The 25,955-nt window shown below is 68.9% G+C and carries 22 protein-coding genes; 8 read left to right on the forward strand and 14 right to left on the reverse strand.

The features are described from left to right. The first annotated feature begins 74 nt into the window (after nt 1-74). The 4 genes from ASF63_RS04990 (at nt 75) to ASF63_RS05005 (ending at nt 4,313) form a co-directional block, all read left to right on the forward strand. Nucleotides 75-1,853 carry an ABC transporter ATP-binding protein gene (locus tag ASF63_RS04990; protein WP_056510340.1) on the forward strand — a complete coding sequence of 593 codons (1,779 nt, stop codon included), beginning with the start codon at nt 75-77 and terminating at the stop codon, nt 1,851-1,853. After that, nucleotides 1,850-2,668 (forward strand): energy-coupling factor transporter transmembrane component T, encoded by an 819-nt coding sequence (locus ASF63_RS04995; RefSeq protein WP_056510342.1) that lies wholly within the window; start codon nt 1,850-1,852, stop codon nt 2,666-2,668. Before ASF63_RS04990 ends, ASF63_RS04995 begins: the two co-directional genes overlap by 4 nt. An 11-nt stretch (nt 2,669-2,679) precedes the next feature. Then, the gene (locus ASF63_RS05000) at nt 2,680-3,555 is read left to right on the forward strand and encodes a siderophore-interacting protein (protein WP_056510344.1); all 876 of its coding nucleotides are present in this window, start codon (nt 2,680-2,682) and stop codon (nt 3,553-3,555) included. 182 nt (nt 3,556-3,737) lie between these two features. Then, nucleotides 3,738-4,313 carry an ECF transporter S component gene (locus ASF63_RS05005; protein WP_056510346.1) on the forward strand — a complete coding sequence of 192 codons (576 nt, stop codon included), beginning with the start codon at nt 3,738-3,740 and terminating at the stop codon, nt 4,311-4,313. 135 nt (nt 4,314-4,448) lie between these two features. On the opposite strand, the gene ASF63_RS05010 is transcribed toward ASF63_RS05005, so the two are convergent. Then, nucleotides 4,449-5,612 carry an acyl-CoA dehydrogenase family protein gene (locus ASF63_RS05010; RefSeq protein WP_056310070.1) on the reverse strand — a complete coding sequence of 388 codons (1,164 nt, stop codon included), beginning with the start codon at nt 5,610-5,612 and terminating at the stop codon, nt 4,449-4,451. Between the two features lie 164 nt (nt 5,613-5,776). Continuing rightward, nucleotides 5,777-6,712 (reverse strand): D-alanyl-D-alanine carboxypeptidase family protein, encoded by a 936-nt coding sequence (locus ASF63_RS05015; protein ID WP_056510349.1) that lies wholly within the window; start codon nt 6,710-6,712, stop codon nt 5,777-5,779. A gap of 83 nt (nt 6,713-6,795) precedes the next feature. On the opposite strand from ASF63_RS05015, the gene ASF63_RS05020 reads away from it, so the two are divergent. Both ASF63_RS05020 and ASF63_RS05025 read left to right on the forward strand, forming a co-directional pair. Beyond that, entirely contained in the window at nt 6,796-7,857 is a 1,062-nt protein-coding gene (locus ASF63_RS05020) for an Rv2578c family radical SAM protein (RefSeq protein WP_056510351.1), read from the forward strand. Nucleotides 7,858-7,942: 85 nt separating this feature from the next. Further along, nucleotides 7,943-8,482, forward strand: a complete 540-nt coding sequence (locus tag ASF63_RS05025; RefSeq protein ID WP_056510353.1) for a YaeQ family protein — start codon at nt 7,943-7,945, stop codon at nt 8,480-8,482. A gap of 478 nt (nt 8,483-8,960) precedes the next feature. On the opposite strand, the gene ASF63_RS05030 is transcribed toward ASF63_RS05025, so the two are convergent. Next, entirely contained in the window at nt 8,961-11,291 is a 2,331-nt protein-coding gene (locus ASF63_RS05030) for a DEAD/DEAH box helicase (protein ID WP_056510355.1), read from the reverse strand. A 294-nt stretch (nt 11,292-11,585) separates the two neighbouring features. Between ASF63_RS05030 and ASF63_RS05035 the strand changes: the two genes are divergently transcribed. After that, entirely contained in the window at nt 11,586-12,482 is an 897-nt protein-coding gene (locus tag ASF63_RS05035) for an aldose 1-epimerase family protein (RefSeq protein ID WP_056510356.1), read from the forward strand. A gap of 165 nt (nt 12,483-12,647) precedes the next feature. Here the strand turns inward: ASF63_RS05035 and ASF63_RS05040 are convergent, their stop codons facing one another. The 9 genes from ASF63_RS05040 to ASF63_RS05080 form a co-directional block, all read right to left on the reverse strand. Next, nucleotides 12,648-15,911 carry an efflux RND transporter permease subunit gene (locus ASF63_RS05040; RefSeq protein ID WP_056510358.1) on the reverse strand — a complete coding sequence of 1,088 codons (3,264 nt, stop codon included), beginning with the start codon at nt 15,909-15,911 and terminating at the stop codon, nt 12,648-12,650. 22 nt (nt 15,912-15,933) lie between these two features. Continuing rightward, nucleotides 15,934-16,527, reverse strand: coding sequence for a TetR/AcrR family transcriptional regulator (locus ASF63_RS05045; RefSeq protein WP_056510359.1), 594 nt, complete (start codon nt 16,525-16,527; stop codon nt 15,934-15,936). 104 nt (nt 16,528-16,631) lie between these two features. After that, the gene (locus ASF63_RS05050; RefSeq protein ID WP_056510361.1) at nt 16,632-17,801 is read right to left on the reverse strand and encodes a Gfo/Idh/MocA family protein; all 1,170 of its coding nucleotides are present in this window, start codon (nt 17,799-17,801) and stop codon (nt 16,632-16,634) included. Nucleotides 17,802-17,846: 45 nt separating this feature from the next. After that, nucleotides 17,847-18,911 (reverse strand): LacI family DNA-binding transcriptional regulator, encoded by a 1,065-nt coding sequence (locus tag ASF63_RS05055; protein WP_056510363.1) that lies wholly within the window; start codon nt 18,909-18,911, stop codon nt 17,847-17,849. 3 nt (nt 18,912-18,914) lie between these two features. Beyond that, entirely contained in the window at nt 18,915-19,808 is an 894-nt protein-coding gene (locus ASF63_RS05060; protein WP_200933970.1) for a carbohydrate ABC transporter permease, read from the reverse strand. Beyond that, nucleotides 19,801-20,760: a carbohydrate ABC transporter permease gene (locus ASF63_RS05065; RefSeq protein ID WP_056510366.1), complete on the reverse strand. Its 960-nt coding sequence runs from the start codon at nt 20,758-20,760 to the stop codon at nt 19,801-19,803. The genes ASF63_RS05060 and ASF63_RS05065 overlap by 8 nt, the downstream gene beginning before the upstream one ends. A gap of 6 nt (nt 20,761-20,766) precedes the next feature. After that, the gene (locus ASF63_RS05070; protein ID WP_056510367.1) at nt 20,767-22,038 is read right to left on the reverse strand and encodes an ABC transporter substrate-binding protein; all 1,272 of its coding nucleotides are present in this window, start codon (nt 22,036-22,038) and stop codon (nt 20,767-20,769) included. A gap of 160 nt (nt 22,039-22,198) precedes the next feature. After that, nucleotides 22,199-22,558: a fluoride efflux transporter FluC gene (locus ASF63_RS05075; protein ID WP_056510370.1), complete on the reverse strand. Its 360-nt coding sequence runs from the start codon at nt 22,556-22,558 to the stop codon at nt 22,199-22,201. Continuing rightward, nucleotides 22,555-22,941, reverse strand: a complete 387-nt coding sequence (locus ASF63_RS05080) for a fluoride efflux transporter FluC (protein WP_056510371.1) — start codon at nt 22,939-22,941, stop codon at nt 22,555-22,557. Before ASF63_RS05080 ends, ASF63_RS05075 begins: the two co-directional genes overlap by 4 nt. Before the next feature lie 86 nt (nt 22,942-23,027). On the opposite strand from ASF63_RS05080, the gene ASF63_RS05085 reads away from it, so the two are divergent. Beyond that, complete coding sequence (locus ASF63_RS05085; protein WP_056512680.1) at nt 23,028-24,557, forward strand: FAD-dependent oxidoreductase; 1,530 nt, start codon at nt 23,028-23,030, stop codon at nt 24,555-24,557. 6 nt (nt 24,558-24,563) lie between these two features. On the opposite strand, the gene ASF63_RS05090 is transcribed toward ASF63_RS05085, so the two are convergent. Then, entirely contained in the window at nt 24,564-25,385 is an 822-nt protein-coding gene (locus ASF63_RS05090; protein ID WP_056510373.1) for a nitroreductase family protein, read from the reverse strand. A gap of 4 nt (nt 25,386-25,389) precedes the next feature. Beyond that, on the reverse strand, nt 25,390-25,764 hold the full coding sequence (locus tag ASF63_RS05095) for a hypothetical protein (protein ID WP_056510375.1): 375 nt from the start codon (nt 25,762-25,764) through the stop codon (nt 25,390-25,392). Between the last annotated feature and the right edge of the window lie 191 nt (nt 25,765-25,955).

The following is a 25,955-nucleotide window of genomic DNA, read 5'->3' on the forward strand; positions in this document are numbered from 1 at the left end:
ATCCGGCGCGTGGTGAATCAGGTAAGGCTCAGCTAAGTTAGAACGGTACCGATCCGCTGAACCGGGGTTATGCCGTGCGCTCATCCGCGCCTCTTCTCCGCGTGCGTGACCTCTCGATCACGCACGCCGATGCCGCGCACCCCTCACCCGAAGAGGTCTCGTTCGACATCCACCCCGGCGAGGTCGTGCTGCTTCTCGGCCCCTCCGGTTCGGGAAAGTCCACGCTGACGCTCGCACTCAACGGACTGATCCCCCATGCCGTGCCCGCGACCATGACGGGGTCGGTCGAAGCCGGTGGGCTCGACACCGCCGACACCCTCACCGCCACGCTGAGCACCCACGTCGCGATGGTCTTCCAGGATCCGGATGCGCAGATCGTCACGGGCAGCGTGTACGACGAGGTCGCGTTCGGCCCCGAGAATCTGCTGCTGACGCTCGACGAGGTGGGCGCGCGAACGGAAGACGCCCTGTGCCGCGTCGGCCTGTGGGACAGGCGCCAGGAGAACCCCGACCGTCTCTCGGGGGGCGGGCGTCAGCGTCTCGCGATCGCCTGCGCGCTGGCGATGGGATCCCCTCTGATCGTGCTCGACGAGCCGACCGCGAACCTCGATCCCCAGGGCATCGACGACGTCTACGCCGCGCTCACCGACGTGGTCGCCGCCGGCGACCGGTCGATCCTGCTGGTGGAGCACAACCTCGACGCGGCGATGGGGTTCCTCACCCGCACGATCGTCATCGATCACGCGGGTCGCGTCGTCTTCGACGGGCCGCCAGCCGACGTCATCCGCACGAATGCCGCAGAGCTCGTCGCAATGGGGGTCTGGTTGCCTGCAGCGACGCTCGCCGCACTCCGGATGCAGGATGCCGGCGCGCACTTCGACGAGCTGCCCCTCACGCCGGACGAGCTCGCCGCCGCGCTGGCCGCAGCCACTGTCCACTCCGTTTCGACTCGCTCCGCTCGCTCAACGACCGAGGAGAACACCCGCCCGACGACCGGCGACAGCACCCGCCCGACGACCGAGGACAGCACTCGTTCGTTGAGCGAGGAGCGCAGCGACGAGACGAAACGTCCCGGCTCTGCCCCGGCCGTGAGCACACCGATCATCAGCGCCCGTGGTCTGACCGTCCGCCGCCACCGTACCGAGATCCTGCACGGCATCGACCTCGACATCGCGCCGGGAACCCTCACGGCCATCGTCGGCACGAACGGTGCGGGCAAGACGACGCTGCTGCAGTCGCTCGCCGGGGTCGTTCCGCCGCCGAAGCGGCAGGTGAACGTCGACGGCGTCGACCCGGGGGCGGCGTCACCGAGAGAGCTCGCGAGCCGCATCGGCTTCGTGTTCCAGAATCCCGAGCACCAGTTCATCGCCCACACGGTCTTCGACGAGCTCGCCCACGGACTGCGACTGAGACACACGCCGGATGTCGAGGTCACCGAGCGCGTCGATTCGATGCTCGCGCGGTTCGGGCTCGAGGCCAAAGCCGACGTGCATCCGTTCCTGCTCTCGGGCGGAGAGAAGCGACGCCTCTCGGTCGGCACGGCGCTGATCACCCGCCCGCAGGTGCTCGCGCTCGACGAGCCGACGTTCGGACAGGACCGCGCCAGAGCATCCGAGCTGCTCGCGCTGCTGCACGACCTGCGCGACGAGGGCACGACGATCCTGATCGTGACGCACGACCTGCAGCTCGTCGCAGAGCATGCCTCGCACACCGTCGTCCTGAAGGACGGTCGCGTACACGCCGCGGACAGAACCGACGTGCTGTTCCGCGACGAGACGCCCTTCGTCGAGGCCGGGCTCCGGCTCCCGGCGCTCCAGCGCGTGCTCGCCGCCGCAGGGCGGGCGATCGCATGAGCGCGCAGACGTTCGACCCGTATGCCGCGGTCACCGCGTCCTCTCCCCGCCAGTTCCTCTACGCCCTGAATCCGCTGGCCAAAGTCGCCGGCGTCGCGCCGGCCATGCTGGTGCTCATCTTCGTGAGAGACCTCGCCACCCCGGCCGCCTTCCTGGTGCTGTCGCTCGCTCTGATCATCGTGGGGGCGCGGCTCACGGTGCGCACCGCAGCGCTGCTGTTCGTCGCACTGCCCGTGGGCATGCTCGCGATCGGTCTCGGTTTCTCGCTGTGGGTCGACGCGGGCATCGTCGGCGACACCCCGCCGGCCCTGCAGATCGGCGACTGGACGCTGTACCAGGGGGCGCTCGCGATCGGCTTCGCCACAGCCCTCCGCCTCGGCGCGATCATCTCCCTGGCGCTGATCGGCGGCCTCACCACCACCGGACCCGACCTCGTGCGCGCGAGCGTGCAGCAGCTGCGGGTACCCTATCGGATCGGATACACGGCGCTCGCCGCCTTCCGGTTCGTGCCACGGTTCGGGCATGAGCTGTCCGTGATCCGAGCAGCGCACCGTGTACGCGGTCATCATGGCGGCAGCGGACCGTTCGCGAGGATCGCCCGAGGATGGGGCTACATCGTGCCGCTGCTCGCTGGAGCCATCCGCCACGCCGAGCGCGTCGCTCTCGCGATGGACTCCCGCGCCTTCGGCGCCCACACCACGCGCACCGAACGCCACCTCGTGCCGTTCCGCACGCGCGACACCGTCTTCGTCGCCGCCTCGATCGCCGCATCCACCGCGATCTTCGTGTTGTTCTTCCCCTGGCAGCTGCCCTGAAAGGCGCCCGCATGGCATTCAGCAAACTGGTCAAGCCCGAGTCGGCCGAGCTCATCCACCTCAGCGTCGTGCGCACCGAACGGCTCGCCCCGCACTGGATCAGGGTCACGCTCGGCGGAGGCGAGATCGAGAGGTTCCGACCCATGGGCTTCGATCAGTGGTTCCGGCTGTTCCTGCCGATCGGCGGAGACGCCGGCCTCGACCGGGTGCCCGCGAAGGCGAACAAGATGTTCGGCTACCTGAAGTTCCTGCGCATCCCCGACGGCGAGCGTCCGGTGATGCGCAATTACAGCGTGCGGGCGTATCGCGCGGCGACCGCGGAGGCCGGCGCCGAGATCGACGTCGACTTCGTACTGCACGGATCCGCCGCCGACGGCACGGCCGGCCCGGCATCGCGGTGGGCCGAGACGTGCGAACCCGGCGAGCACGTGCTGATCATCGACGAGGGACTCACGTTCAATCCACAGCGCGGCACCGAGCGGGTCGTTCTCGTGGGCGACGAGACGGCGCTGCCGGCGATCGCCTCGATCTGCGCCTCGCTCCCTGCGGACTCGACCGGCACGGCGCTGATCGAGGTGCCCACTCGGGAGGATGCACTGGAGTTCCCGCACCCAGCCGGGATCGACGTCGTCTGGCTCGTGCGTCCGCATGAGTTCGCCCCCGGCACGTTCGCCCTCGCCCGACTCGGCGAGCTGTCGCTGCCCGATGCGCCGTTCCATGCCTATGCCGCGGGCGAGCAGTCGCTCGCCTCGGGCGCCCGCAAACACCTCGTCGGCGAGCGCGGTGTCGACAAGAACGCCGTCAGCTTCTGCGGCTACTGGAAGATCGGCGCATCCTCCCCCGCCTCGAAGACCGCCCGCGACGCCGCTGCCGAGCCCCTCGCATGAGCGGGGCGGATGACGCGCGCCCGAACCCCTACGCGGGGTCGCCGGCCAGTGCGGGGTCAGAAACACACCCGGCGCCCGGTGCGGGGTCGCCCGCCGGCGCGGGGTCAGAAACACACCCGACACCCGATGCGGAGTCGCCCGCCGGCGCGGGGTCAGAAACGCACCCCGAATCTCCCTCCGCGATGCAGAATCGACCCCGCAGCGGCGGCGGTCGCTCGCGCTTCCGATTCCCGACCGCGATCCTGCTGACGTGCGCCGCGCTCGGCGTCGCCGGCGGCATCCTGCTGGCACCCGCCAACTGGATCTCGACGCTCCTGTTCCTCGGCCTCCCGTTCGTCAGCGTGGGCTTGGCCGGGCTCTGGCTGCTGCCATCGGTGATCGCCCTGCGCCTGTTGCAGCGCCCGCTGGTCGGGCTGCTGGTGGGGCTCCTCGCCGGCCTCGTGATCGTCCCGTTCTCGGGATACGGCTTCAGCAGCGTGGCCACGAACGTCTGGTGGGCGGCATTCACCGAGCTCCCTTTCCTGTTCGTGCTCTGGCGGTACTGGGGAACCTGGCTGCACTACCTCGGCGCGGCGATCGTCGGCATCGTCTATCCGATCCTCGCGTGGACGTCTTTCAACCTCGGTACCTTCGACCTGGGCCTGCAGATCACGTTCTTCGCGATCACGCTCGCGAGCTGCCTCGGCGGCACCGCCCTCGGCATCCTGATCGCCGACCGGCTGCGCCGCGCGGGTGTCGGCGCCCGTCTGCCCCGCTGACCCGGCGATCGGCCGGCCTTCCCCGCAGCTGCGCGACCGCCCGCCTGCCCGGGCTTCTGTTCCTCAGTTCGGCCCCGTGACTATCGACGAAGGGCCCAGGATGACGGCATCCTGGGCCCTTCTGCAGACGATGCGTCAGCGCTTGCCGACGATCTGACGACCGACGAGGTCGCGCATGATCTCGTTCGTGCCGCCGTAGATGCGGTGCACCCGGGCATCGGTGAAGGCGCGGGCGATCGGGTACTCCATGATGTAGCCGTAGCCGCCGTGAAGCTGCACACCCGTGTCGAGCACCTCCCACTCGCGCTCGGTAGCCCAGAACTTGACCTTCGCGGCATCCTCGGCGGTGAGCGTGCTGTTCTTGTAGGCGAGCAGCGCGCGGTCGATGTACGCCCACATCGCGTCGGTGGTCGCGGCCATGTCGGCGAGCCGGAAGCGGGTGTTCTGGAAGTCGGCGATGCGCTCGCCGAACGCCTCGCGGTCCTTCGTGTAGGCGACGGTCCAGTCGAGGGCGGCCTGCGCGGCCGCGGCCGCGGCGACCCCGATCGAGAGGCGCTCGAGAGGCAGGTTGAGCATCAGCTGGATGAATCCCTGACCCTCCTTGCCGCTGATGAGGTTCTCGTCGGGGATGAACACGTCGGTGAAGCTGAGCTCGGCCGTGTCCCAGCCGTGGAAGCCCATCTTGCTGAGCTTCTTGCCCTGATCGAAGCCCTCCATGCCCTTCTCGACGAGCAGCAGGCTGAACGCGTCGGGACGGTTGCCCTCGCCGGTCTTGACGAAGGTCACCACGACGTCGGCGGTCGTACCGGAGGAGATGAACGTCTTGGCTCCGTTGAGGATGTAGCCGCCGTCGACCTTCTTGGCGTTGGTCTTGATGCCGCGGAGGTCCGAGCCCGCACCCGGGTCGGTCATCGCGAGAGCGCCGAGCACTTCACCCGTGGCCATGCGGGGCAGCCACTTCTCCTTCTGCTCCTGCGTGCCCATGTGCACGAGGTAGGGCACGGCCAGGTCGTCCTGGATGCCGAAGGCGCCCGCCAGCGAACCCGCGCCCGAGGCGATGACCTCCTCCATCACGATCGTGCGGAAGCGGTAGTCCTGCAGCATGCCGGCACCGCCGAACTCCTCGGGGACGGACAGACCGATCAGGCCCGCTTCGCCGGCTGCCAGCATGGTCGCCCGGTCGATCTCACCCGCGGCGTCCCACCCCTCGATCGCCTCATTGGTCACGTGGCGCTTGACGAAGTCCTTGACGAGGTCGCGGAATGCCTCGTGATCCTCTTCGTAGATGTCGCGTTCCATTGCGTCCTCCTGAACGTTCGTGCGTCATTGCTCCGGCGATTCTATGCCGGTTCACCGACACCGGGACAGCCCGTTGTGAGAATGCATCCCACAATCAGTGGGACTGGGTACCGCGATTGTCGGATGCCGCAATGCGACCGTCCAGACGACGTTCGGCCCTGCGTTCAGTGCGTGTAGTCGGGTGCTGCGGGGAGCCCGAAGAACTCCTCGAGCGTGTGATATCCACCGTGGTGGTACGCGGCTGCGAGGTCTCGCCCGAGGTACCGGAGGTGCCAGGGCTCGGGTTTGTATCCGGTGATGCCGGAGCCGACCTGCTCGTAGCGGACGATGAATCCGTACTCCCAGGCGTTCGCCGCGATCCACTCCCCCTGCGCCGTGGAGCCGAACGCCTCGATCGCCCCGCACCGGGCATCGCAGGCGACGAGATCGATGGCGAGCCCGGTCTGATGCTCGCTGTGCCCGGCCCGCGCCGACGACGCATCCGCACCGGCCTGCCCGCTGTTGCGCACGTGCGAGGCATGGGTCGCCACCTGGAGATCGTACGAGCGGTAGCCGTTGTTCGCCCCGATGCGCCCCGCACCCTCGGCTGCCGCGGCAGCGGCCATCTCACCCACCGCCGAGGCGACATCGGCGCGCGCCTGACCGGACGCGGTCGTCATCTGCAGCGGGATGTCCGCGAGCGACTGCGGGGCGAAGGCGACGGGTGCGAGCGGACGCGCCTTGTTCACGACCACCCAGACATGGGCGGGGTCGTCGAGCGCCACGCACGGCGCATTGCCGGCGATGACGGCTGCGCGGAAGCTCTCCGCACCGCCGAAGCCGGCGATGATCGCCGCATCATCGGCCACCGCGATCGCCTCCAGCACGCTCGGTTCCGAGCACGGGTCGGCCGCCGTGGTCGCGCCGACCTCGACCGAGGGAACCTCCTGAACGACGAGCGGTTGCGGCATCGCCGCCTCCTCCGCCGCCGAGTTCGCGATGGGCGCGCCGGCGATCGACAGCAGGATGCCGACGGCGGTCACCGCAAGACCGATGGGCAGCGCGGGTCCGCGAATCGGGGAACGCGGCGCCGCATGCTGAGGCTGCGGCGCGAAGTACATGCTCCCATTGTCCCTTAAGTCCGATAGAACATATATCCCAGCCGGGTTGACGCCACTGTCGTTTCTATGTTCGAATGTCTGTCATGCGGTGGCAGGGACAGAAGCTCGGTGACGTCGATGCCGCAGCGCTGCCCGGACTCGAGAACCGCTCGAACGTCCTCCGCACGGTGACGACGCCCGATTTCGCGGGCATGACCTTCCACGAGGTGCTGTCGAAGTCCGCACTCAACCACGTTCCGGGCGCTTCGCGCATGCCTTTCGCGTGGACCATCAATCCCTACCGCGGATGCAGTCATGCATGTGTATATTGCTTCGCTCGCGGAACGCACGAGTATCTCGACCTCGACGGCGGATCGGACTTCGACTCGCAGATCGTCGTGAAGGTCAACGTCGTCGACGTGCTGCAGAGAGAGCTGCGCAAGGGCAGTTGGGAGCACGAGACCGTCGCGCTCGGGACGAACACGGATCCGTATCAGCGCGCCGAGGGGCGCTACACGCTGATGCCGGGGATCATCGACGCCCTCGCCGCCTCGGGCACGCCGATGTCGATCCTCACGAAGGGCACGCTGATCAGGCGCGACATCCCCCTGCTGGTGAAGGCCGCGCAGCGGGTGCCCGTCGACATACAGATGTCGATCGCGATGTACGACGACGAGCTGCAGAAGGCGATCGAACCCGGCACCCCGACGACACAGGCGCGGCTCGACACCGTGCGAGCGCTGCGGGATGCGGGCTTCCGGGTCACCGTCTTCCTGATGCCGATCATGCCGCACATGACCGACTCGGTCGAGGCGATCGACGCCGCTCTGCGCCGCATCAAAGAGGCCGGAGCGAGTCGCGTGATCTACGGCGCGCTGCACCTCCGCGCCGGCGTGAAGCCCTGGTTCATGCAGTGGCTCGGCGAGTTCCGACCCGATCTCGTCTCGTCGTATCGAGGGCTCTATCCCGGTGTCTCGGCCGAGGCGCCGAAGGGATATCGGCAGTGGCTCGCGAAACGGGCCCGGCCTCTGATCCGGATGCACGGGCTCGACGGGCAGCACGAAGACGACTACCCGGTGCGGGGCATCCGGGCTTCCGCCCCGCACGGACGCCCGGCGCCCGCGTTCGCTCCTGCGCCCTCCCCGGCGCAGCCGATGCTGTTCTGACCGCCGATCGGCGCGTTCGGCGAGGCGCCGAGTGCGAGCCGGCGAGGTTCGTACGGTGCCTCCGGGGCGCGTAGGCTCGGACGTTATGGCTATCGGCTCCACAATGCACACGTTCGAGGTCCAGTTGGCCGACATGGATCGTGGTGTGTACGACGACTTCTCACTGCGCGTGGCACGGCATCCGTCCGAGACCGATGCGTACATGCTCACCCGCGTGCTCGCCTACGGGCTCGAGTTCACCGAGGGCATCACGTTCGGCGGTGGCATCTCGCAGACCGACGAACCGGCGGTTCTGGTGCGCGACCTCACCGGACAGACCACCGCGTGGATCGAGATCGGAGCCCCCGATGCCGAGCGGCTGCACTATGGCAGCCGCCTCGCCGAGCGCACCGTCGTCTACACGCACCGCGACCCGGTGAAGGTCATGGCCCCGTGGGCCGACAAGCGCATCCACCGCTCCGAGGACATCCGCGTCTACAGCTTCGACCCCGGCTTCATCGACTCGGCTGCACCGCTCATCGAGCGCCGCAACACCATGACCCTCACCGTCACCGAGCAGGTGCTCTACCTCGACCTCAACGGCACGACCCTGACCACGGCGATCCACGAGCACGAACTCGGCTGAGTCGAGCCGCAGCCTGCGGCATCCGTAGCCGCGCAGCATCTGCCTCCTGCCGTCGCCTCTTCCCCGGTCCGCGCGCCTCTCCCCAGGGAGGAGAACTGCGCCTCGGGAGGAGATTCCGCGCCGAATCCTCCGCCTGAGGAGCAGATCTCCTCCCGAGGAGGTGTCGCACTCCGCGCGCTCCGACGCAGGGCTCCGAGATAGGTCGCATGCTCTGCAAGAGACCGCATACTCCGAAGGAGATCTCACGCTCTGCAGGAGATCTCACGCTCTGCAGGAGATCTCACGCTCTGCAGGAGATCTCACGCTCCGAAGGAGCGATCTCGCGCATCCGTCCTGCGAAGCGTGAGTTCTCCTTCGCACCGACCCTCCGATAAGAGCCAGCCCACGCCACGCCGAGCCAGCCCACGCCGCGCCACGCGACGTACGACGAAGGCCCCGCCCGCGCAGATGCGGGGACGGGGCCTTCGAGCGTGACGGGTCAGGCCGTGAGGTCTGCCGCGGTCGGCACGCGACCGGCGATCTCTTCGATCAGGTCATCGTCGATGCGCGCGTTCTCGAACGGGGCGTCGATCTCGGCGCGCTCCAGCAGCTCGGTCATGCGACGCTGGCGCTGACGCGTGATCAGCGTCACGACGCGGCCCGAACGACCGGCGCGGCCCGTACGGCCCGAGCGGTGCAGGTACGTCTTGTACTCGTCGGGAGCATCGGCCTGGACGACCAGGTCGATGTCGTCGACGTGGATGCCGCGGGCGGCGACGTCCGTCGCGACGAGCACGTTCACGCGCCCCGAGGTCAGACGCTCGAGGTTGCGCGTGCGCTTGGCCTGGTTGAGGTCACCGTGCAGCGAGACCGCGGGGATGCCGGCGTCGTCGAACTGCTCGGCGAGCATGTCGGCATACGCACGGGTGCGGGCGAAGACCAGAGTCTTGCCCTCGCGGTCGACGAGCGAGGTGAGGATGTCGGCCTTGTCGCGGTGCTCGATCACGAGCACACGGTGCTCGATGGTGCTCGAGTCCTGGTCCTCACCGGCGACCTCGTAGACGGCCGGGTCGACGAGGAACTCGTCGACGAGAGCCGCGACCTCACGGTCGAGGGTGGCCGAGAAGAGCAGCTTCTGGCTGCCGTCGGCGGTGTGACGCAGGATGCGCTGCACAGGCTCGACGAATCCGAGCTCGCACATGTGGTCGGCCTCGTCGAGCACCGCGATGCGGCAGTCCGAGAGGTCGAGCTTGCCCTGGTTGATGAGGTCCTCGACACGACCGGGCGTGCCGATGACGATGTCGACACCCTTCTTCAGCGCACCCACCTGACGGCCCTGCGGCACGCCACCGTAGATCTGCGTGGTGAAGAGGCCGACGCTGCGGGCGATCGGCTGGATCGTGCGGTCGATCTGCAGCGCGAGCTCACGCGTCGGAGCGAGGATGATCGCGCGCGGCGACCGACCGAACTCACGACGCTTGCCGGCCTGCGACTGCAGCACGCGCTCGACGAGCGGTGCGCCGAAGGCGATGGTCTTGCCGGAGCCGGTGCGGCCACGAGCGAGGACGTCGCGCCCCTCCAGAACGGCCGGGATGCTGGCGGCCTGGATCGGGAACGGCGTCGCCGCGCCCATGCCGACCAGTGTCTCGACGATGTTCGATCCGAGACCGAGGTCGCCGAAGGTCACACCGTCGACCTCGACGGCAGCGACGGACTTCGCCTCGAGGCGCTCGTGCACGACGTCATCCGTCGGCTCGAACTTCTTGGCGGGTGCCGCGCTCGATGTGGCGTTCCAGTCGTTGCGGCTGGGTCGCTCGTTGCGCGCCGGTCGCCCGCGGGTGTCCGACGTCAGCGGGCGCGGACGCTCGGTGCGGTACGCGCCACCGGTCGAGGGACGCGAACGCTCGTCGCGGCCGCCCTCGATCGAACGCTGGGTGCGGTCGCGGTCGAAGGCACGACGCGCACGGTCGGCGTCGTAGGAGCGCTCAGAGCCACCGCGGTCATCACGACGCGGGCCTGCGCCACGGTCGTCACGACGAGGACGGTCGTCACGGTCGAAGCGGGGACGCTCGGATGCCGCACGGTCGAAGCGCGGACGCTCGGTGCGGTCGCCCGAACGGGCAGGCCGGTCGTCGCGGTTGAAGCGCGGACGCTCGGACGCGCCGCGGTCATCGCGCTGCGGGCGGTCGTCGCGGTTGAAGCGCTGGCCGCCGCGATCATCGCGGAAGCCACCGGAGCGCTGGTCACGACGGTCGTCACGGCCAGGGCGTCCGCCATCGCGGTGATCGTTGTCGCGGAAGCCCTGGCGCTGCGTGCCCGCACCGCGGTCGTCACGGCGCGGACGCTCGTCACGCTGGCCGCCGCGCTCGTCGCGGTACGTACCGGGACCGGTCGGACGCTGGCCGCCGCGGTCATCGCGACGCGGACGGTCGAAGCCCGCGGAGGAGCGGTCGCTGTAGCGCGGGCGGTCGTCGCGATTGTGCGGTGCCTCACGGCGACCCGACTCGGCACGGTTGCGGATGCCGCGCGACTCGTCGCGACCCGCACGCTCCTGAGCGCTCCAGCGCTGCTTGGGCGCGCCCTCTTCGGCGGGACGGTAGCCGCGGTGGCTCGCGCTGCGGCTGCCTGGGCGACGGTCGAAACCGGAGGTCGCGGTGCGGCGCTCACCGGCATCCGCGCGTCCGCCGCGAACGTCGCGGGAATCGCGCGTGTCGCGACCGGCGTCACGGCCGCCGGCGTGGCGATCGTGGAACGAGGTCTTGTTCGCGCCATAGCGCGGCTCGAAGTTGGCGGCGGGACGGCCGCCGCGCGGCTTCTTGTTCTTGGGCATGGGTGTGTCCTTCTGAGTTCTCGCACGAGAACGGCGCCGCGCACACGCGCGGTATCCCTGCGCGCGATCGGATGCGACCACGCGGGGTTGTCCGGACTGTCAGCGGCCGGGGCCATTCATGTGATGGTTGATTAGCGTCGAGCGACGCTCACCATCGGCCCCTGGACTCACACTTCTTACACAAAAACGTCCGCGCATTGCACGGGTGTCCGAAGCCGACCCATCAAGTGTAGCGGTCGCTCCTGAAAATCCGCCCAGTCCACTGGCACTCACACCTCGCCATACGATTGCGGGGTGAACTCCGCATCCCCCACCGGCACCCAGGTGCACCTCCAGCTCGGCGACGTCAGCGCCCAGATCGCCCAGGTCGGCGCATCCCTCCGATCGCTCCGCATCGGCTCGGTCGACCTGATCTCGCCGTATCCGGCCGACTCTCCGACGCCATCGTGCTCGGGAGTCGTGCTCGCGCCCTGGCCGAATCGCGTACGAGACGGCCGCTGGAACGACGAGGGCAAGGAGCGTCAGCTGGCGATCACCGAGCCGAAGTTCAGCAACGCGAGTCACGGGCTTCTGCGTTTCACCGCCTACGGCATCGAGGAGACCGCGTCTGCGACGACGCTGAGCGCCACGATCGTGCCGCAGACCGGCTACCCCTACCTGATCGAGACGAGCGTCACCTATGTGCTGCGCTCCGACGGCATCGACGTCACGCACGCGCTGACGAACCTCTCGGCGACGGCGGCACCGGTCGCTCTCGGCACGCATCCGTTCGTCACCATCGGCGACGTCGACCCGCACGATCTCGTGCTGCGCGTGCCGGCTCACACCCAGATCACGACCGACGAGCGGATGCTGCCCACGGGCGCGCAGCCCGCGGATGCCGCGCTGCGCGACGGCGCCCGCCTCGGAGACGTCGACCTCGACACCGGGTTCACCGACCTCGAGCGCGACCCCGACGGACTCGTGCGGCACTCGCTGACCGCCCCCGACGGCCGCCGCCTCACCCTCTGGCAGGGCACGGGCTTCGACTTCGTGCAGGTCTACACGACCGACAAGTACCCCGGGCAGTCCCTTGCGGTGGCGATCGAGCCCATGACCGCTCCCGCCGATGCACTGAACAGCGGTGTCGGCCTGCGGCGCCTCGCCCCGGGCGAGACCTGGACCCTCGAGTGGGGCATCACGCTCGACTGAGCTCGGCCGCGCCCGCCCCGCTCTGCACCGACCCGGCCCCGGATCTCCGCGTTATGGCGCGCACCGCGTGCACAACTCAGCAGAAAACGGCTGACGCCCACCCGGAAAACGATTCCGGGTGGGCGTCAGGCTCAGTCGTGCTGAGAACGGAACACGGGCAGGCGGCTACTCGCCGCGCTCGCGCATCTCCCGACGGGTCAGCTGCGGCGCGTGCGGCAGGCCGGACTCACCGGCACCGGCACCGACACCGGAACCCGCACCGACACCGGAACCGGCACCGGCACCGGAACCAGCACCGGCCGGCGCCAGAGCGCCCGCGGGCACAGGGCCGCCGGTCGGCTCGTCACCGTCGACCGGCGCAGAGCCGTCGCCACCCGAACCCGCCTTGCGCGCCTGCCGCCGCTCCTTCGCGCCCTCGACGAGGTTGTAGAGCGTCGGAAGCACGATCAGCGTGAGCACCGTCGACGAGAGCAGTCCGCCGATCACGACGATCGCGAGCGGCTGCGAGATGAAGCCGCCGTGACCTGTGATCCCGAGCGCCATCGGAGTGAGTGCGAGGATCGTCGCGAGCGCCGTCATGAGAATGGGGCGCAGACGCTTCTCACCACCGGCCTTGACCGCGTCGAGGGTCGACAGCCCCTTCTCTCGGTATTGGTTCACCAGGTCGATGAGCACGATCGCGTTCGTGACCACGATGCCGATGAGCATCAGCACACCGATCAGCGAGGCCACCCCCAGCGGCACACCCGTGACGATCTGCAGCAGGATCGCGCCGGTCGCTGCGAACGGCACCGATACGAGCAGCAGCAGCGGCTGGCGCAGCGACTTGAACGTCGCCACCATCACGACGTAGACGATCAGGATCGCGGCGAGCATCGCGAGACCGAGCTGCGAGAACGAGTCGGCCTGCTGCGTCGCGACGCCACCGACCTCGGCGGACGCACCGTCTGGCAGGTCGACGGCGGCGAGCGCCTCGGTGACCGACTGCGTCGCCACGGCGAGGTTGTCGGATGCCGGGGGCACGGTGATCGTCGCGGTGCGGCGTCCCTGCTCGGTGGTGATCGAGGTCGGGCCGTTGCGTTCCTCGACCGTCGCGATGTCCTGCAGCTGCACGACGCCGAGCGCACTCGGGATCGTGAGCTCGCGCAGCGCCTGCGCGGTGGTCGGCGGCTCGGCGGCGGCGAGATAGATCGTCAGCGCGGTGTCGTCGATCTCGACCGTGCCCACCTGCTGGGGACGCATCGTGTTCGACACGAGTGCGCCGACGGCCACCTCGGACAGTCCACGCGCGGCTGCGGCGTCGCGGTCGACGACCACGGCCAGGTAGGGCAGCGCGGCCGCGAGGTTGTCGGTGACCTTGCCGATGCCGTCGCGTCCTTCGAGCTCGTCGACCACGGCGGTGGTGGCGGTCTGCAGGTCGTCGGCGTTCGACGCGGTGACCGAGATCTCGATGTCGCTGGAGCCGAGACCGGCTGATGCGGCGACCGACACCTCTCCGACATCCGTGAGGTCTTCGATCGCGTCCTGCACAGCTGTACGGAGCTTCTCCTGGTCGGCGTCCGCATCGGTGAGCACCGAGTAGGTCACGCCCGCTCCGCCCGAGAACGCGTCGCGCAGTGCCGATCCGCTCGAGCCGATCGAGGCCTGCACGGTGGTGACGCCGTCGATCTCGAGCAGCGCGTCCTCGACGGCGACGGCAGCCTCCGACTTGGTCTCGAGGCTCGCGGTCGGACCGAGGTCCTGCGTGACGGTCATGGTGTTCTGGCCCGAGTCGCTGAGGAAGTTGACCTTCATCAGCGGGGCCGCGGCGAGCGTGGCTCCGAGCACCACGACGGCGAGGATCACGGTGAGACCGGAGTGCTTCAGCGTCCACCCCAGGATCGGGCGGTAGGCGCTCTGCAGGCGCGTCGGCGGAGCATCCGGGTGCTCGGGATCGATCTGCACGCCGTTCTCGTCAAGCAGCGGCTTGCCCGGGCGCAGGAACCAGTACGCGAGCACCGGGACGATCGTCAGCGACACGAGCAGCGAGGCCACCATCGCGATCGACACCGTCATCGCGAACGGCCGGAACAGCTCTCCGACCATGTCACCGACGAACACGATCGGCAGGAACACGGCGACCGTCGTGATGGTCGACGACGTCACCGCCATCGCCACCTCGCGCACGGCGAGTCGGATGGCGTCACCCTTGTCGGCATCGCCGACGTAGTGCCTCTTGATGTTCTCGATCACGACGATCGAATCGTCGACCACTCGTCCGATCGCGATCGTGAGTGCGCCGAGGGTGAGGATGTTGAGCGAGTAGCCGAAGGCCTGCAGCCCGATGAAGGTGATCAGCACGCTCGTCGGGATCGAGATCGCCGTCACGAGAGTCGAGCGGATCGACAGCAGGAAGACGAGGATGACGATCACCGCGAAGACGAGCCCGAGCAGACCCTCGGTCGCGAGCGTCTCGATCGACTGCTGGATGAAGGGCGCCTGGTCGAAGATGATGGTGAACTTCGCGTCGGGGAAGGCCTCTTCGATCGTGTCGAGCGCGGCGATGACACCCTGAGACACCTCGACCGTGTTCGCGGCGGGCAGTTTGGTGATCGAGATCGAGAGGGCGTCCTCGCCGTCGACGCGCGAGATCGACGAGATCGGGTCGGTCTCCTGCACGACGGTCGCGACGTCCCCGACCGTGGCGGTCGTGCCGACCAGAGGAAGGGCTGCGATCTCCTCGACAGAGGTGATCTTCGCACCGGTCTGCACCGTCAGGGTCTGGCCGTCTTCGGTGATGTCGCCGCCCGGGAACAGCGTGCCGTTCTGCTCCAGGGCCGTGCTGATCGCCTGGGTGCTCTCCCCCACCGCGGCCAGCGCGGCCACGTCGGGCGTGATCGTGATGCGCTGTCCGACGCCTCCGATGAGCTGTGCGGCGTTGACGCCGTCGACGTCCTCGAGCTCGGGGATGGCCACGCTCGTGAGTTCGGCCTGCGCGTTCTCGGCGTCGTCGAATCCGGTCACAGCCACCTGGATCACGGGGAAGTCGTCGATCGACACCGCGAGCACCTGCGGACTCAGGTCGTCGGGCAGCTGACCCGAGATGCGGTTGATCGCCTGCTGGATCTTCTGCTCGGCCGTCGCGAGGTTCGTGCCGTAGGCGAAGGTCGCCTGCACGATCGACGCGTTGGTCGTGCTCGTCGCGGTGGTCCCCTCGAGCCCGGGAACACCCTGGATCGCCGACTCGATGGGCGTCGAGACGTCGTTCTCGACGACCTCGGGCGACGCACCGGGGTACGTCGTCATGACCATCAGGTTGGGCAGCTCGAGCGACGGGATGAGCTCCTGCTTGAGGTTCGTCAGAGCGAGTCCGCCGAACACGGCCGCGACGATCGTGATCAGTGCGATCAGGGCGCGGTTCTTGAGACTCAGGACGGCGAGGTTCGACAAGGCGGATTCTCTCTCGATCGGATCAGGCGGATGCTGCGGCGGCGGATGCGGAGGGGGACGCCGGAGGAGGAGTGAGGATCCCGGCGAGGGCGTCGCGGATGAGCTCTTCGTCGAGCGGCTCGTCGTGGATCTGAGAGTGCCAGAGTACGCCGTCGATGAAGACGGCGGCGGCCCTGGCCCTGTCGACTCCGTGAACGGGGGCGATGAAGCCGACGATCTCGTCGGACCAGAGTCGTGCGAACTGTCGGACCCGCGGGTCGTGCACGGCGGCGGTGACGACGGCACGGTCTGCCTGGATCGCCCGTGCATCTGTGAGGCCCCGATGCACCAGCTTCGCGAGGCCCGCGGGGGTGACGCCCTCGACCACCACCGCACGGCGGGTCTCGTCGATGCGCGCCTCGATCTCGGCGGCGAGCGCGCCGATGGCTGCCTCGCGCAGGTCGTCGAGCGTGGCGAAGTACTGCGTCGTCGCACCGAGCGGCACTCCTGCACGCGCGGCGACCTTGCGGTGGGTGAGCGCATCGACGCCGATCTCGATGATGAGCTCTGCGGCTGCGGTGACGATCTCCAGACGGCGCGCCTCAGGGTCGCGGCGGCGGCGTGTGCCCTCGCTCATGCGGATCCCCCTGTGCTGTCATGCCTGTACGCACGTACATGTACGTTTGTACATTCTGCTCGGTGAACCTGGAGATTCACCCGGCAGGGGATGCCGCATCCGAGCTACTCGACCTGACCGCGCTCGAAGTAGGCGACGAGGTCGTCGTCCAGCTGGGGGACCGTGATCGCCGAACCGTCGCCGCGCAGGGACTCGGTGGCGAGGATGCCGGCGGCCACTGCCTCGCGAGCGGCCACGGGTGACGTCTCGGTGACTCCCCCGTCGCGCACGAACCGCAGGAACTCGGCGACGAGGAGAGCATCGGCGCCGTCGTGCCCTGCGCCCTCAGCCTCGGGAACGATGAACGTCTCGTCGGCCTCTGCCGCGCCCCGATGACGCCGGTTCCACAGCCTGACCTCGCTGCCGGCGGTGTCGCCGACGTTCTCGATTCGCCCCTCGGTGCCGATCACCGTGTAGTTGCGCCAGTAGTCGGGCGTGAAGTGGCACTGCTGGTACGACGCGAGGATGCCCCCTGACAGTCGCATGTTCACCATCGAGATGTCCTCGACGTCGATCACGGGGTTCAGGCCGGTGAGCGATGCGGGCGGCCAGTTGTCGACGCTGAACCAGTCGGGCATCCGCTCTCCGGTGCGATCGCGGCGGTCGGCGATGCCGCCGTAGACGCTGAGCTCGCCCATGGCGGCGACCTGCTCGGTGTAGGAGCCTGCCAGCCAGTGGATGATGTCGATGTCGTGCGCCCCCTTCTGCAGGAGCAATCCCGTCGTGCGGCGACGGTCGGCGTGCCAGTCCTTGAAGTAGTAGTCGCCTCCGTGTCCGACGAAGTGGCGCACCCACACGGCCTTGACGTCGCCGATCCGCCCGTCCTGGATGAGCTGGCGCATCAGGGTGATCACCGGCATGTGGCGCATGTTGTGACCGATGTAGAGCCGGCTGCCGGTGCGCCGGGCCGTCTCGAGCATGGCGTCGGCGTCGGCGAGGTCGATGGCGAGGGGCTTCTCGCAGAACACCGCGACACCGGCTTCGAGGGCGCGGATGCTGAGAGCTGCGTGCGTGTCGTCGGGCGTCAGCACCATGACGGCGTCGACTCCTGAGGAGAGCAGCTCATCGAGCGAGTCGGTGACGAAAGCCTCGGGGAGCAGACGCCGGGCGTCGTCACGCGCACGCTCCGACGGGTCGCAGATCGCGGTGATGCGCGACCCCTGGCCGGGGCGGTGCACCTCCTCGCGCAGTGTGGCGCGCGCGCCGAAGCCGATGATTCCGATGGTGAGATCCACGGTGGTCCTTCTGAGAGTCGAATCGTGTGTGCGCGGACGCCTGCGTCAGCGCGCGTGAGAGATGGGGGCGTCGAGGTCCGTCGACGCCCCGGGGAACAGCGACCAGGCGAACTCGTGCAGCTGCCCGGCAGAACCGTCTGCGGCGAGCGCTCGGTCGATGATGATGCGCGCCTGCCGGTCGTAGAAGTCGGTCGGGCCGACCGTGGTCAGGGTGGGTGCGATGAGCTGCGCGTCGGGGGTGTTGCCCACTCCGATCACCGCGACGTCGTGCGGCACGCGGAGTCCGAGCATGTGCGCCGCATTGATCGCCGCGATGGCCGCGAAGTCGGTCGTCGCGTAGATCGCATCCGGTCGATCGTCGCGCGAGAGCAGCCGCACCGCCGCGGCGAAGGCGCTCGCCTGCCCCTCGGTGTAGGTCACCGTCCACTCGGGATCGACCTCGAATCCGGCATCCGCCATCTTCTCGAGGTACGGCGTGTACCGGGTGATCTGCGTGGGCGCGAGGCGCACGGCGCCCTCGGCGGCCAGGCATCCGATCCGCACGTGCCGCTCGAGCAGGTGTTCCATCGCGAGCTCGCACCCCGGGATCGCATCCGAGCGCACGACGTCGAAGCCGGCGGGTTCGAGATGCTCTGAGAACACGACGAGCCGCTGTCCGCGCTGCACGAGATCAGCGAGCTTGCGCTCGGCATCCTCGTCGATCCCCACACCGTCGAGATAGGCGACGTCGCTCTCGACGCGGTCGAGGGCTGCGTGCCAGTCTCCGTCGGCGAGGATGAGCGTCGTGAGGCCGTGCCTGTTGGCCTCGACGTTCACGGCGTCGGCCACCGCGAGCGACCACGGGTCGCTGAGCATGTGCAGCGAAAGCTGCACCATGCCGCTGCGCCCGGTGCGGATCGTCCGCGCCGCGATGTTGGGCCGGTAGTTGAGCTCGTCGGCGGCCGCGAGCACCCTGGCCGCGGTGGCCTCGGCGACGCCTGCCCCCGTCGCCGCACCCGAACGCCCGGAGAACACGTACGACACCGTGGCGGTCGATACGCCCGCGCGCTCTGCGACCATCCTGAGGGTCGGACGTCGTGAGGTCGTCGACTGCTGTCTGCGCTCTGCCATCGGTCAGCCCTTCGATCCGCTGAAGGCGATGCCCTGGATGAACTGCCGCTGCAGGATCATGAAGGTCACCAGCATCGGCAGGGTCGCGAGCAGCGCTCCGGCCATCAGCACCGGGTAGTCGGTGCCGTGGATGCCGACGAGCTGCGAGAGCCCGACGGACAGCGGCATCTTGGCGGGGTCGGTCGTCACGATCAACGGCCAGAGCAGATCGTTCCAGGACCACAGCACAGTGAACACCACGAGAGCGATGATGCCAGGCTTCGCGAGCGGAACCATGATCCGCCAGAAGGTCTGCCACGGATTCGCCCCGTCGATGCGGGCCGCCTCCTCGAGCTCCGCCGGCATCGACATGAAGAACTGACGCATCAGGAACGTGCCGAAAGCACTGAAGATCCCGGGCACGATCAGCGCCTGCAGGGTGTTGAGCCACCCGAGCGACTGGATGATCTCGTACTGCGGCAGCAGGTACAGCTGCGAGGGCACCATCAGCACCGACAGGAACACCACGAACAGCGCGTTGCGGCCAGGGAACGGGATGCGGGCGAAGGCGTAGCCGGCCATGGTGCACAGCACGACCTGCCCGACCGTGCGCCCCACAGTGAGCAGCACCGAGTTGGCGAACATCTGCGCGAACGGCATCGAGTCGAAGACCTCGGCGAAGTTCGTGAACACCCACTCGCGCGGCAGCAGGCTCGGCGGCACCTGCACCGAGTCTGACAGCGTCTTGAACGAGGTCAGCAGCTGCCAGATGAACGGGAAGACCATGAGGATGGCGCCGACGAGGAGCACCACATGGACGATCCAGAGCGCCCTGTTGCGAGGCTTGCCAGGGCGGCCGGGCGAGCGACCGGCCGGAGCGCCGACGACGGCGCGCGTGTCGAGCGAGACCTCACTCATAGTGCACCCACTTCTTCTGCAGACGGAACTGCACGACCGTGAGCACCAGGATGATCACGAGCAGCAGGAAGGCGACGGCGGCGGCATAGCCCCGGTCGTTGTCGAGGAACCCGGCTTCGTAGAACAGGTAGACGACGGTGCGGGTGTTGGGCATGGCCGGATTGCTGCGTCCGAGCATCATGTAGATGAGGTCGAACACCTGCAGCGCGCCGATCACGCTGATGACGCTGACGAAGAAGATCGACGGCGACAGCAGCGGGATCGTGATGGAGAAGAACTTGCGCACCGGACCCGCCCCGTCGAGGTCGGCCGCCTCCATGATCGTGTCGGGAATGCCCTGGAGGCCGGCGAGGAAGATCACGATGTTGGTGCCGAGACCCGCCCAGATGCCCACGACCGCGATGGCCACGAGCGCCGTGTTCGGATCGGTGAGCCAGCTCCGGCCCTCGATGCCCACAGAGCCGAGAGCGGCGTTGAGCACGCCGTAGTCGCCGTTGTAGATCATGCGCCAGACCAGCGCGATCGCTGCGGGCATCGTGACGACGGGGATGAAGTACAGCGTCCGATAGGCGCTGCGCCCCTTGAGCCCCGCGGTGTTGAGCAGGGCGGCGATCCCGACGGCCAGCGGGATGCCGATGAGGGCGATGACCGTGTAGAGGGCGGTGTTGCGCAGCGCCCCGATCAGCTCCGGGTCCTGGAACAGGCGGACGTAGTTCTCGATCCCCACCCATTCCGCGCCGCCGAACGGCCCCGACTTCGTGAACGAGATGATGAGCGTGCGCACGGTCGGCCATAGGTAGAAGACGGCGATGCCGAGAGCGGTGGGTCCGATGAAGACCAGGGCCCACCACGGGGAGGCGCCCGGGTTGCGCCGGCGGCGGCGGATGCCGGGGCTCTTGGCCTCCGGCATCCGCTCCGCCTGCGCACGCGGGGGTGACGCGACGGCTGTCATGTCCGGTTACTCCTGCTCGGCATCGAGCGCCGTCTGCATCTGCTCGGCGAGGTCCTTCAGTCCCTCCGCCGGGGCGACGGCACCCGACCAGACCTGCGAGAGCACCTCGCTCTCGACGCTCGTCCACGCCGAGGTGTTCTTCGAGACCGGGTAGGGCACGGCGGTGTCGAGGGCGTCGATGTAGACCTGCAGGTCGTACTGCGGCAGGGCGTCGACCCACGCCTGCTGGGTGCCGTTGAACGCGGGGATCACGGTGCCGGACTCGGCCTGGATCTTCGCCGCCTCCTCGCCGCTCGCGAAGGCGGCGAACGCCTGGGCCTCGGCAAGATGCGGGCTCTTCGCGTTGGCGACGTTGCCGACGCCGTGGATCACGCTCTGGTTGCCCTCCGGCCCCTCGGGGAGCGGCGCGACGTTCACCCTGTCGGCGATGTCGGCGTTGTCCCCGTAGGCGATGGCCGCCCACGAGCCGTTCTGGAACATCGCGACCTTGCCCGAGAGGAAGAAGTCCTCGGGGTTGGTGTCGGTCATCTGCTGTGCGGTCGGAGACGACCCCGCCTCGATCAGATCGGTCCACAGCTCGATGCCCGCGAGCGCCTCGGGAGAGCCGTAGCCGCTCTCGGTGCCGTCGGCCGAGATGACCTCGCCACCGGCCTGCGCGATCGAGTTGTAGAAGTTCTCCTGGCCGTACTGGCTCGCCGCGACCCCGAACTGCCCGGTGGCCGGGTCGGTGAGAGCCGCGGCAGCCGCGGTGAAGTCGTCCCACGTCCAGCCGGCTGTCGGGTATTCGACACCGGCGGCGTCGAAGAGCTCCTTGTTGTACCAGAGGGCGACGGTGTCGAAGTCCTTGGGGGCCCCGTAGAGCTTTCCGTCGAAGGTATAGAGGTCGATGAGGCCCTGCGGGTAGTCGGCCGCTTCGATGCCGACGTCGTCGAGCGGGGCGAGCTGGCCGTTCGAGGCGTAGAGCGGGAAGTTCGGGCCGTTCATCCAGAACACGTCTGCGGCGGATCCACCGGTGGCCGCGGTCTGCAGCTTGGTGAAGTATTCCTTGTAGGGCGTCACCTGGATGTCGATCGTGACGTTCGGGTTCTCCTTCTCGAACGCCGCCGCGATGTCCTCCATCGCGGGCTTCTGGTTCTCGTCCCAGATGGCGTAGCTGAGGGTGACGTCTCCACCGGACGAGCTCTCACCTCCGCTCGAAGACGAGCAGGCGCTGAGCGCGAGGACGGCAGCCGCAGAGGCGGCGAGGGCGCCGAGGGCGCGACGGGAGGTGCGGGGCATCGGTGTCTCCTTTGACGGGTGCAAGAGATCGTGGCAGCTGAATCGGGCGTGTTAAACGATTAGCAGTTAAACGATTAGCAGGAGACTAACCCGACAGAGGCGGAGCGCGCAAGCACCGATATGCGGGGGCCGATGTCGATCTGCGCGGGCGGGGTGCCGGTCAGAGCGCCGAGCCGAGCGCCAGCCCGAGGCCGGCAGCCCCGAGGCCGAGCAGCAGCATCCCGATCGCATCGAACGCGGATGCCGCGCGCTCGCCCTCCCGCCACAGCGCGACGGCATCGAGCATCGCGGTGCTGAACGTCGTGTAGCCGCCGAGGAGACCCGCCCCGAGGAGGAAAGCCTCTGCGGGCAGCGCCGTGGTCACGAGGCCGAGCGCGAACGATCCGCTGAGGTTGACCACGAGGATGCCCCACGGAAAGCGTCGGCCCGCGACCTTCGCGACCCCGAGGTCGACGACGTAGCGGAGCGCGGCACCCACCCCTCCGGCGAGTGCGGCCGCGACGAACAGCAGCGGGGTCACGACGAGGCCCCTGCGAGAGACGTCGCGCGCGGTCGGCCGAGCCGAAGGCCCAGCGCTGCCGCGCCCAGGCCGAGCACGAGGCTGCCGGCGGCATAGGCGAAAGCGAGCACGGGAGCAGCGGTCCACAGGGCGACCGTTCCGGTCATGAACGCGCTGTAAGTGGTGAAACCGCCGAGCACACCCGTGCCGAGGAACAGCCGCAGGCCGGTGGTCTGCGGCAGACGCGCGGCGAGGATGCCGATCAGCAGCGACCCGAGCACGTTGACCACGAGGGTGGCGAACGGGATGCCGCCGGCATCCGGCATCCAGAGCCCGACCGCGAGTCGCGCGGCGGTGCCGATGCTCCCGCCGGCGAAGACGAGGAGCAGGCGGCGAGCGGTCACGCCGCCACTCTAGTCTCGTCGTTGCGGTGCACCCGTCGAATGTCAACCCGGTGTGGCTCAGCGCCGCCGAGGCGAAGACTGACGCCATGAAGCCACTGTGGAAGCTCGACCGGACCCCGCCCACCGGCACGCCGTTCGACCCGGGAGCACGGCACGACGTCGTCATCGTCGGCGCAGGCCTCACGGGCCTGACCACCGCCGTCATGCTGACCCGAGCGGGTCTCGACGTCGCGGTGATCGAAGCGGGAGAGGTGGCCGAGCTCGCGACCGGCGGCAACACCGGCAAGCTGTCGCTGCTGCAGGGCAAGCGCCTCGCCGAGATCCGCGCGCACCACCCCGCCTCGCTCGTTCACGCCTACGTCGACGGCAATCGTGAGGGCATGGAGTGGCTGCTCGGCTTCGCCGATCACGCGGGAGTCTCGTATGAGCGGCGCACCGACCACTCCTACGCGCAGGAACCGAGCGGGCTGGACGCGGTGCGCGAGGTGCATGACGCAGCGCAGGAGGCGGGGCTCCGCACCCGGATGCTGACGCGTGACGAGCTCTCCTCCCTGCCGTTCCCGGTCTTCGGTGCGGTCGCACTCGATGAGCAGGTGACGATCGACCCCGCACTGGTGACGCAGGCGCTCGCCGAGGAACTCCTCGCCACCGGCGGGACGCTGCACACCGGGGTGCGCGTCACGGCGACCCACGTGCTTCCCGATCCCCGAGTCGAGACGCCTGTCGGACCGATGTTCGCAGATCACATCGTGATCGCCACGGGGTCCCCGATCCTCGATCGGGGACTGTATTTCGCGAAGATGCGGGCGTTCCGGTCGTACTGCGTCTCGTTCCGCGTGAGCGGCGATCTGCCCACGTCGACGTTCATCTCGGTCGACGGCTCCACACGCTCGATCCGCCCCGTCTCCGACGCCGACGGACCCGGCGGCGACGCGCGACTCGTCGTGGGCGGCAACGGGCATCCGGTCGGGCGCTCCGACGGCGAGGGCGCCGCGGTCGACGGCCTCGTCGAGTGGACGAGGCAGTACTTCCCCGACGCCGAGGAGACCCACCGCTGGTCTGCGCAGGACTACGAGTCGCACAACCAGATCCCGTTCGTCGGCGCGATGCCGCGCGGACTCGGCGTCATCCGCTTCGCGACGGGCTATGCGAAGTGGGGGCTGTCGAACGCTCCGGCCGCCGCCCTGCGCCTGACTGCCGAGATCCTCGGTGCCAACTGGCACGACCGCCCGTCGTGGATGGTCAAGATCGGGACGAGGCTGACGGTCCCCGCCGACCTCGCGCGAGGAGCCGTCGAGGGCGCGAAGGTGGCGGCCGCGGCGACGACCGGATGGGTCGAGGCCGAGCGCCGACGCGTCCCCGTCCCGAAGCCGTCGGAGGGCGAAGGCGTTGTCGCGAACCGCAGCGGACACCCCGTGGCCATCTCGACCGTCGGCGGGGTCACCCGTGCCGTGTCGGCCGTGTGCCCGCACCTGGGCGGTGTGCTCGCGTGGAACGACGCGGAGTGCACCTGGGACTGCCCCCTGCACGCATCGCGATTCGAGGCGGACGGCACGCGCATCGAGGGCCCCGCGGTGGAGGATCTGAAGGTCCTCCCGCGCAAGAGCGGGGGCTGATGCCGGTCAGGCCCGCGGCGCGTCAGCGCCCGGCGGCGGCGCGTCCCAGCCCTGCTGGGGCTCGTCGCAGTTCTCACGGAACACGTACTGCGACGCGAGCTTGCGCTGGTGACTCGACCAGTCGATGGCCGGGCGGCGCTGTTCGGGCGGCAGGTAACCGAGGCGGTAGACGGCCATGAGCTCGAGGTCATCGGGCACGCGCAGCAGCTTGACGATCTCGTCCCAGCGCCCTGGGACCTCCATCGGGAACGAGATGAACTGGATGCCCATGCCGAGCTCGACGGTGCTCAGCCAGACGTTCTCCATCGCCGCGCCCATGCTGAACACCGAGTAGAACGACGACAGCTGGCCCGGCCGATACTCGCTGCGGTCGAGCATCACACCGAGCAGCAGCGGAGAACCGGCGACGAGCTTGTGGTTCTCCTCGCCCAGGGTCTTGGGCACCCCGAAGGTGTTCATCAGCTTCTGGCCGCGCTTGGTGAACACCTGGCTCGTGAACGGGCGAAGGGCTGCGGGAAGCTTGTCGAACAGCATCCCGCTGCGCTTCTCCTCCATCTCGGCCTGACTGAACCGGAAGTAAGGCTTGTAGCGCTCGAAGAACGTGCCGTTCGACATCGCCTCGGTCATGCTCTCGCCCGAGATGCGCGCGATCCTGTCGATGGTCTCGCGGTTCTCGATGACCACGAACCGCCACGGCTGGCTGTTCAGCTGCGAGGGTGCGCGACCGGCCGCCTCGAGCAGGATGCGCTGGTGCTCCTCCGACACGGCGTCGGGCAGAAAAGGCCCGTTGGTGGTCTTGCGGCGGCGGATGGCGTCGAGCAGTTCCATGCGTTCACTTCCGGTCGGTGGCGAGGCGCGAGCAGATGAAGCCCGCGACGATGAAGGGGGCCGCGGCGAGCGCGACGATCGGATGCCGTCGGCTGTGCGTTCCCAGGTAGGGAATGGCGGCGAGCGGGGCGGCGGCCGGCGCGAGCGCCAGTGCGGCGCGGCGGCTCGCGAACCTCGGCCTGCCCCAGAGCACGGCGGAGAACGCGGCGGCAGACGTCACGCAGGTGGCGATGTACATCGCGTGGTGCAGCCAGCGGTAGCTGCTCGTGTCGATGACCTTGGTCGCGACGGCTGTGCCCAACGCGACGTTCGCGGTGTAGGCGACAGCTGCGGCGGCGAACAGCGGCGCGGCATCGGTGCGTCTGCGGCGGGGGGCCATGTCCCGACCATACGCCCCGCCACGGCATCCGATCTCGGTCTTGCCCTGGTGTCTGGAAGTGTGCGACGCACGGCGTTTCGTCTCGTCGCTGCGCTCCTCGCTCAACGACCGGGGAGGGCCCGGTCGTTGAGCGAGCGGAGCGACTGCCCGTCGTTGAGCGAGCGGAGCGACTGCCCGTCGTTGAGCGAGCG

Origin of the sequence: Microbacterium sp. Leaf320, from assembly GCF_001423485.1 — a bacterium.
In the GTDB taxonomy this organism is placed as follows: Bacteria; Actinomycetota; Actinomycetes; order Actinomycetales; family Microbacteriaceae; genus Microbacterium.

Bases quoted from the DNA above. Each gene is read 5' to 3' on its own strand.
- ASF63_RS04995 (WP_056510342.1), top strand. From the start codon at position 1,850: ATGAGCGCGCAGACGTTCGACCCGTATGCCGCGGTCACCGCGTCCTCT.
- ASF63_RS05000 (WP_056510344.1), top strand. From the start codon at position 2,680: ATGGCATTCAGCAAACTGGTCAAGCCCGAGTCGGCCGAGCTCATCCAC.
- ASF63_RS05005 (WP_056510346.1), top strand. From the start codon at position 3,738: ATGCAGAATCGACCCCGCAGCGGCGGCGGTCGCTCGCGCTTCCGATTC.
- ASF63_RS05010 (WP_056310070.1), bottom strand. From the start codon at position 5,612: ATGGAACGCGACATCTACGAAGAGGATCACGAGGCATTCCGCGACCTC.
- ASF63_RS05015 (WP_056510349.1), bottom strand. From the start codon at position 6,712: ATGTACTTCGCGCCGCAGCCTCAGCATGCGGCGCCGCGTTCCCCGATT.
- ASF63_RS05020 (WP_056510351.1), top strand. From the start codon at position 6,796: ATGCGGTGGCAGGGACAGAAGCTCGGTGACGTCGATGCCGCAGCGCTG.
- ASF63_RS05025 (WP_056510353.1), top strand. From the start codon at position 7,943: ATGGCTATCGGCTCCACAATGCACACGTTCGAGGTCCAGTTGGCCGAC.
- ASF63_RS05030 (WP_056510355.1), bottom strand. From the start codon at position 11,291: ATGCCCAAGAACAAGAAGCCGCGCGGCGGCCGTCCCGCCGCCAACTTC.
- ASF63_RS05045 (WP_056510359.1), bottom strand. From the start codon at position 16,527: ATGAGCGAGGGCACACGCCGCCGCCGCGACCCTGAGGCGCGCCGTCTG.
- ASF63_RS05055 (WP_056510363.1), bottom strand. From the start codon at position 18,911: ATGGCAGAGCGCAGACAGCAGTCGACGACCTCACGACGTCCGACCCTC.
- ASF63_RS05060 (WP_200933970.1), bottom strand. From the start codon at position 19,808: ATGAGTGAGGTCTCGCTCGACACGCGCGCCGTCGTCGGCGCTCCGGCC.
- ASF63_RS05065 (WP_056510366.1), bottom strand. From the start codon at position 20,760: ATGACAGCCGTCGCGTCACCCCCGCGTGCGCAGGCGGAGCGGATGCCG.
- ASF63_RS05070 (WP_056510367.1), bottom strand. From the start codon at position 22,038: ATGCCCCGCACCTCCCGTCGCGCCCTCGGCGCCCTCGCCGCCTCTGCG.
- ASF63_RS05085 (WP_056512680.1), top strand. From the start codon at position 23,028: ATGAAGCCACTGTGGAAGCTCGACCGGACCCCGCCCACCGGCACGCCG.
- ASF63_RS05090 (WP_056510373.1), bottom strand. From the start codon at position 25,385: ATGGAACTGCTCGACGCCATCCGCCGCCGCAAGACCACCAACGGGCCT.
- ASF63_RS05095 (WP_056510375.1), bottom strand. From the start codon at position 25,764: ATGGCCCCCCGCCGCAGACGCACCGATGCCGCGCCGCTGTTCGCCGCC.